We start from the raw sequence: 6670 nt of genomic DNA, 5'->3' as shown, positions 1-6670 counted from the left end.
ACACTGTCCGGAATAGTTAACTTACCACTTAATGAAGCACAATTATTAAATGCATTTGTACCTATTGATGTTACATTTCCTAAATTAAGAGAAGATGCATTACTTACATTTTGGAAAGAATAATTACCGATAGTTGTGCCGTTAGGATTTCCCTTAATATCAACAGAAGGGATTTTGTTGTTCTCTGCAAAAGCATAGTTACCGATAGAAGTAACTGATGATGGAATTATTAATTCATTTGATAATGAAGTACATTTATAAAAAGCATAATCGCCTATTGTTTCTACTGAATTAGGAATTGTAATTTCTTTTAATGCAGAACAACTATTAAAAGATGAATAAGAAATTGTTGTTAGTTTATTATTTAATGCAACAGATTTTAGGCTTGTACAACCCATAAATGCACAATCTGAAATCTTTTCAACATTACTGTTTAGTTCCACAGTTTTGATAGAAGTATTATTTCTAAATGCTGATGAGCCAATTTCTGTTACATCACTTGGAATAACAATATTTGCATCATTACCTTGATATAACTTAAGTACACCATCTTCAATAATAAAATCAGTATCATCATTTAATAAAACAAACTTAGCATTATTAATGTAAGAAGAAAATCTTTCTACATATTGGCTATATGATTTAGCAGGAACATAAACAGTTTCTAGGTTGTTCATATATTCAAAAGTATCTGCACATGGAGTAGTAGGTACTTTTTCACTATTAAATGTAATCTTCTTTACACTACTTGTATTATAGAATGGATTATAGTAATAACCATTTGATGTACCTAGTTGGGTTAAACCTTTACCTAGTTCAATTTCTGTTACAGCTGAACAATTTTCAAAAGCACAATTTTCTATTGTTTTTACATTATCAGGAATTGTAATTTTCTTTAATGATGTACAATTAGAAAATGATTCGTAGTTGATTTTTTCAACTGAACTTGGAATGGTAACTTCCGGTGTAACACTTGTAAAATTATAAAAAGCATAGTTACCGATAGAAGTAATACCATCAAATAATTTTATTGACTTAGCTGTTGATTTATAATTTTTCCAAGGCTGGTTATCAGAATTATAATTCTTAATTTCACCTTCACCGTATACATAAAGTGAACTTGTGAGATTGTTGTATCTGTAACTTATGTTATCGTCTTGTCCGGACTCTGACACTTTATCTGAAGCAAATCTCTTCTTATAGTTCATATCATTTTCTGTTACAAACTTTTCAGCATCAGAATTTCTTTCAACAATATAAACACAATCATCATTAGATGTTAAAGTGTTTGTGTCAATATTCTTTAGTGTTGCAGGTAGGCTGATATACTGAGCTTTTAAACAATTTTTAAAAGCACCTTGACCTATGGTTGTAACACCATTAGGTATTTCAATACCTACAATACTGTTATCATTCTTGAATGTAGTAGATGAAATTTCTGTTACACTGTGTCCGTCAATTTCAGAAGGAATATCCACAAACAAATCACTGCCGTTATAACTAGTGATTATTGCGTTATCCTCAGACAAAGCATAAGTAAATTCATCATTACTATTATCTTGATTTCCTGCACCGAATACCGTCATAGGCATTGATGAGAAAACAACAAGAATGATGAGCATAATGGATAATACTTTTTTCATGTTCTCTCTCCTTTTATAACTATAGAATGTAGTTATAAATATTTTCATATTATAATAATTACCAATAAATTATATCGTTATTTTGTTAATAAAATATGAACAAATTAGAATGTTTGTGAACTTTGTTAATAATTCTACTATTTGCACATCTTTTTACAGATATATACTTTACAATTATATCTTTCTGTCAAATTATTAACATAAGAATAAAGAATTGAATTAAAGATATATATTTATTTGTTTGTTTTTATACTGTCTTTCTTATTATTTATCAATATGATATAATGAATTTGGTGATAAATATGGAACTAAGAGTTTTGAATTATTTTTTAGTTATTGCTAATGAAAAAAATTTTACTAAGGCAAGTCAGCTACTACATATAACTCAACCTACCCTATCAAGACAAATTGCTCAACTTGAAAAGGAACTTGGCACAAAGTTATTTATTAGAAACAATCACAGCATTTCTTTAACTGAGGATGGATTAATTCTTAAAAGGAGAGCACAGGAAATTTTGTCTTTAGCCGACAAGACAGTTAAAGAACTTTCTTACAATGAAAAAGTACTTGAGGGTGTAATAAATATTGGTTGTGGGGAATTTTTATCTTCTAAAATTTTAGGTAATATTATTGCTGAATTTAGAAAGAAATATCCTTTGGTACAATTTGACTTACACAGTGGCAACGGATACAGTGTTTTTGACAGAATTGAAAGTGGACTTCTTGACATTGGTCTTGTACAAACTCCTATTGATATTGACAAATATAACTATGTTGCTATGCCTATTAAAGAACTTTGGGGTGTTTACACTTGTGAAGAATGTGAGTTAGCTAACAAAGAATTTGTTGAACCTAAGAACTTAAAAAGTGTTCCAATGATAGTTTCTATGAACAAGTTTATGCAACAAAAGGTTAACAGTTGGCTAGGTAAAAACAATGGTAATATGATTGTTGGTAAAGGCAACCTAATGTATAATCAAGCTATGATGGGCAAAAGTACAGAAAGCTGTGTTGTGGGAATTAAACTTAACTGTAAATATGATGGGTTAAAATTTGTTCCATTCAGTCCTAGAATTGAAAGTGAAACTGTACTTATTTGGAAGAAAGACTGTATATTTTCTACTGCAACATCAACATTTATTGAGTTTATAGAGCAATACCTAAAAGGCATAACTGACGATTAATTTTAAGTATTAGACATTATAAGATTAAAGATATATAATGTAAATAAGGAATAATAAATAAGTTATTTATCAGTTAAGGAGGAAAAGTAAATGAAGTATTTAGATAAGGAAGAATTTGACAAAGCCAATAAATTTGGCACAGGTAATCCTAACGATGCTTTTGCAAAGTATTTTGTTGGTAATTCATTTTTAAATCCATTAACTAATCCTAAGGATACAGCAGTATTCCTAGCTAATGTAACATTTGAACCGGGTTGTAGAAACAACTGGCATATTCATCACGCAAAAACCGGTGGTGGACAACTACTAATCTGTACTGCAGGTGAAGGTTGGTATCAGGAAGAAGGCAAAGATGCAGTTGAACTAAAGGAAGGTTCTGTTATTACAATTCCACCTGAAGTTAAACATTGGCATGGTGCAAAGAAAGACAGCTGGTTCTCACATATTGCATTAGAAGTTCCCGGTGAAGAAACTTCTAATGAGTGGTGTGAAAAAGTTAGTGAGGAAGAATACAACAAATTGGAGGAAAAATAAATGAGTAAAAAATTAGTAGCTTATTTTTCAGCAAGTGGTGTTACAAAAAACGTTGCAGAAAGACTTGCTAATATTGCAAATGCTGATTTATTTGAAATTGAACCTACTGAAAAATATACAAATAAGGACCTAGACTGGATGGATAAGAAAAGTAGAACTACTTATGAAAAGGACCATCCTGACTTTAGACCTGAAATTAATTCTACAGTTGAAAATATGGAACAGTATGATGAAGTTTTTGTTGGCTTCCCTATTTGGTGGTATGTTGCTCCTAACATTATTGATACTTTCTTAGAAAGTTATGACTTCTCAAACAAGAAAGTAATTCCATTTGCTACTTCCGGTAGTAGTGGTCTTGGCAGAACTGTTGATGTACTAAAGCCTCTATGTGACAGTAGTACAAAATGGGATAAGGGCAGAATGATGAACAATATTTCTGATGATGAAATCAAAAATTGGGTAGAAAGTTTATAAGGTGATAATTTGAACTTAAAGATTACTGACCCTGAATATATTGAAAGATTCAATCATTTTGCATTTGATGAAGTTGTAAATGCTGATGAAAGTCTAGACACTAAGACTAGATATATGGCAATTCTTGCAACACTTATTGGTTGTCAAGGTACTGATGCTTACAGAGAAATGCTGGGTAAAGCACTTGATGACAAAGTTAGTCCTATTGTAATTAAGGAAGTTGTATATCAAGCTACCGATTATCTTGGTTATGGCAGAACTCTTAATTTTCTAAACATTACTAATGAAGTATTTAATGAAAGAAATATTGAAATGCCACTTGAAAGTCAGTGTACAACTACACTTGAAGACAGACTTGAAAAAGGTATTGAGGCTCAAGCTACTATCTTTGGTGAACATATGAAAGAAGCTTGGAAAGCAGGTACTATTAACAAGTGGTTAGCTGATAACTGCTTTGGTGACTACTACACAAGAAAAGGACTTGCTCTAGCTGAAAGAGAAATGATTACTTTCTGTTTCTTATCTGCTCAAGGTGGTTGTGAACCACAGCTTATTGCCCATTCAAAGGGTAATATGGAATATGGGCAATGACAAAGAATTCTTGATTAAAGTTGTTTTACAATGTGTTCCATACATTGGTTACCCTAGAAGCCTGAATGCAATTAACTGCATTAATAAAGCTTGTGAATAATTATTAATAATTTAGAAAGAAAAGCCTCTTATAGTAGCATGATAACTACTATAAAAGGCTTTGTTGTTTATAAAATCAGAATATTCTGTTTGGGTCTTTTATAAGTTCTGTAAAGGTACTGAATGCAATTCTTGAATTATCTTCATCTATAGGTATATTAATTATTCTATGATTACTATTTAACATATTTTCAAAAGAATGAATTGATATATCTCGCAAGTCATACACATCATAGTTAATCCATGAATATTTTTTTAAATCTACTTCATCATTGAAATTGAAAAACACTAATTTATTATTTGAATCTGCATTAAGCCAATCAATAATAATAGAATTAATATGATTATCTTCACTATTAAATTTATATCCAATAGTACAAAGTAAATTACTTTTTTCTAGATAAGTAACAAAATCATAAAATTCTACAATTTGTTTTTTACAAATTATCGGTTTTATCCCACTAGGAATAAAAATAAATGGAATGATCGAATTTTTGTTCTTTTCTGTTAATTTTAAAAGTATTTCTCTTTGCTTTTTATCTTTACAATCATAAACACTTAATCCTTTAATATCCTCAAACCAATTTAATTTACCATGTAAATATACAGTTTTTTTGTTTGAAAGAACTTCAGCTAAAGAAGTATAATTAGTTGTAACAACATTACAATTAAGATTTCTAATTGTCTTGTAATAACAACTATGAGAAATGTTTAGAACACGATCTTCTCTTAAAGTATTAAATATACTTTCAAAATTCCAATCAAAATTCTCTAAATCATATAGCTTTTCAAACATACTAATATACACAGTATAATATGTATTTATTACTCTTTTTGCATTTGCATCCAATTCAAAGTTCCTAAGTGAATTGAACTTTTCATCTAATGATGAAAATAAAACAGCATTTTCTAAAAAGAACTTCTTAATTTTTAGGTCATTTGTACACTGTTTAGCGCCTTGGGTTAACAGTTTATACCATTGAGAACATTTTTTATTAATATCTTTCTTTTCATTTTCATACTTTTCAGAGCTACTTCTATTGGAATATTTTTTTATTTTATCCACTAGTTCTTCTCCAAAAAGTTCTATAGACTTTTCCTCATTGGATAGAATAGTCTCAATATATATTTTTTTACTTGATGGATATATTAATTTAAAGTTACCTAATTTTTCACCTAATAAGCTTTCGATTATACTGTTATATTTATTTGAAATTATATCTGCTGCAAAAGTAGCGCCTGATTTTAGTTTTTTACAAGCATCTGTATCTGCACCAGAACCAAATAAAAAAGTTACTTTCTTTTCCATAATCAAAATCACCTCAATTATTAAATCATTAAATTGACACAACTCTATGTTATATAGTAAATTATACTATATTAGTGATGATAATTCAATATTTTTAGTGATTTTTAATATTATTTTATGATTACTTAAATTAGTAGCTGAAAATGATTTTTGGTATTGATGAAGAAGTTTTCTTTTTGCATTTTACTGATTTCATAGGACAAGGCACTTCTATCCACATTAAGATAATCGGCTAATTCTTGACGATTATAAGGAATATCAAATGTAGTTGAATTCATTGATTTTGACACATAGGATAGGTATGACAACAATTTTTCTCTGATAGTTTTAGGTGTTGTTATTAAAATTTTCTTGGACAAGTTAAGGCACTTTACTGATGAGATTGTAAGTAAATTTTTGATTATACTATTATGATAAGTACACACATTACTGCATAAATTAAGAATTTTGTTAATTTCAAAGAATACTACTTTTGAATTTTTTACTGACACTACATCAACTAAAATAGGTTCATTCATAATACAAGCATAATTTTCTCCGAAAATCTCCCCTACTGTTACAGTATCAATTATGTTTCTATTACCCCACACATCATTATTTTCTATTATTATATTTCCATCAAGTACAAGTCCTATTGTGTTTACACTTTGTCCTGTGTTAAAGATATATTCACCTTTATTATATTCTTTTATAGTTGGTTTTAAGCAATGCAATAAGTTATTTAATTCTTTAACAGAAATATTATTAAACAATAATGAATTTTCTAGAACTTTTATATTCTCTTGGTTTAAAAGTTTTTCTTGTAATTTCAAAATAGTAAATTCATCCTTTTTAGA

At 28.8% G+C, this 6670-nt stretch carries 7 protein-coding genes; 4 read left to right on the top strand and 3 right to left on the bottom strand.

What is annotated here, in order from left to right; all coding sequences use genetic code 11:
* Positions 1–1643, bottom strand: a 1643-nt coding sequence (locus WMO18_RS06120; RefSeq protein WP_367286433.1) for a leucine-rich repeat domain-containing protein, incomplete at its 3' end; no start/stop codon positions are given.
* Positions 1644–1945: 302 nt separating this feature from the next.
* Here WMO18_RS06120 and WMO18_RS06115 point away from each other — a divergent pair.
* From WMO18_RS06115 to WMO18_RS06100, 4 genes are all read left to right on the top strand, one after another.
* Entirely contained in the window at positions 1946–2827 is an 882-nt protein-coding gene (locus tag WMO18_RS06115; protein WP_211148513.1) for a LysR family transcriptional regulator, read from the top strand.
* Between the two features lie 90 nt (positions 2828–2917).
* Positions 2918–3361 carry a cupin domain-containing protein gene (locus WMO18_RS06110; RefSeq protein ID WP_211148512.1) on the top strand — a complete coding sequence of 148 codons (444 nt, stop codon included), beginning with the start codon at positions 2918–2920 and terminating at the stop codon, positions 3359–3361.
* The gene (locus WMO18_RS06105; RefSeq protein WP_211148511.1) at positions 3362–3835 is read left to right on the top strand and encodes a flavodoxin; all 474 of its coding nucleotides are present in this window, start codon (positions 3362–3364) and stop codon (positions 3833–3835) included. It begins immediately after the preceding gene.
* A 9-nt stretch (positions 3836–3844) separates the two neighbouring features.
* Entirely contained in the window at positions 3845–4426 is a 582-nt protein-coding gene (locus tag WMO18_RS06100; RefSeq protein WP_348982033.1) for a carboxymuconolactone decarboxylase family protein, read from the top strand.
* Positions 4427–4601: 175 nt separating this feature from the next.
* On the opposite strand, the gene WMO18_RS06095 is transcribed toward WMO18_RS06100, so the two are convergent.
* Together WMO18_RS06095 and WMO18_RS06090 are read right to left on the bottom strand one after the other, a co-directional pair.
* Positions 4602–5834 (bottom strand): hypothetical protein, encoded by a 1233-nt coding sequence (locus WMO18_RS06095; protein ID WP_367286432.1) that lies wholly within the window; start codon positions 5832–5834, stop codon positions 4602–4604.
* A 125-nt stretch (positions 5835–5959) separates the two neighbouring features.
* Complete coding sequence (locus WMO18_RS06090) at positions 5960–6646, bottom strand: Crp/Fnr family transcriptional regulator (RefSeq protein WP_329980007.1); 687 nt, start codon at positions 6644–6646, stop codon at positions 5960–5962.
* Positions 6647–6670: the final 24 nt, after the last annotated feature.

This window comes from Ruminococcoides intestinihominis (assembly GCF_040096285.1).
GTDB classification, from domain to species: domain Bacteria; phylum Bacillota; class Clostridia; order Oscillospirales; family Acutalibacteraceae; genus Ruminococcoides; species Ruminococcoides intestinihominis.
The sequence above is the reverse complement of the archived record's forward strand: the minus strand, read 5'-3'. Positions and strand labels throughout refer to the sequence as shown.

Excerpts from the sequence above, each read along its gene's own strand:
- WMO18_RS06115 (WP_211148513.1), top strand. The coding sequence starts at position 1,946 with ATGGAACTAAGAGTTTTGAATTATTTTTTAGTTATTGCTAATGAAAAA.
- WMO18_RS06110 (WP_211148512.1), top strand. The coding sequence starts at position 2,918 with ATGAAGTATTTAGATAAGGAAGAATTTGACAAAGCCAATAAATTTGGC.
- WMO18_RS06105 (WP_211148511.1), top strand. The coding sequence starts at position 3,362 with ATGAGTAAAAAATTAGTAGCTTATTTTTCAGCAAGTGGTGTTACAAAA.
- WMO18_RS06095 (WP_367286432.1), bottom strand. The coding sequence starts at position 5,834 with ATGGAAAAGAAAGTAACTTTTTTATTTGGTTCTGGTGCAGATACAGAT.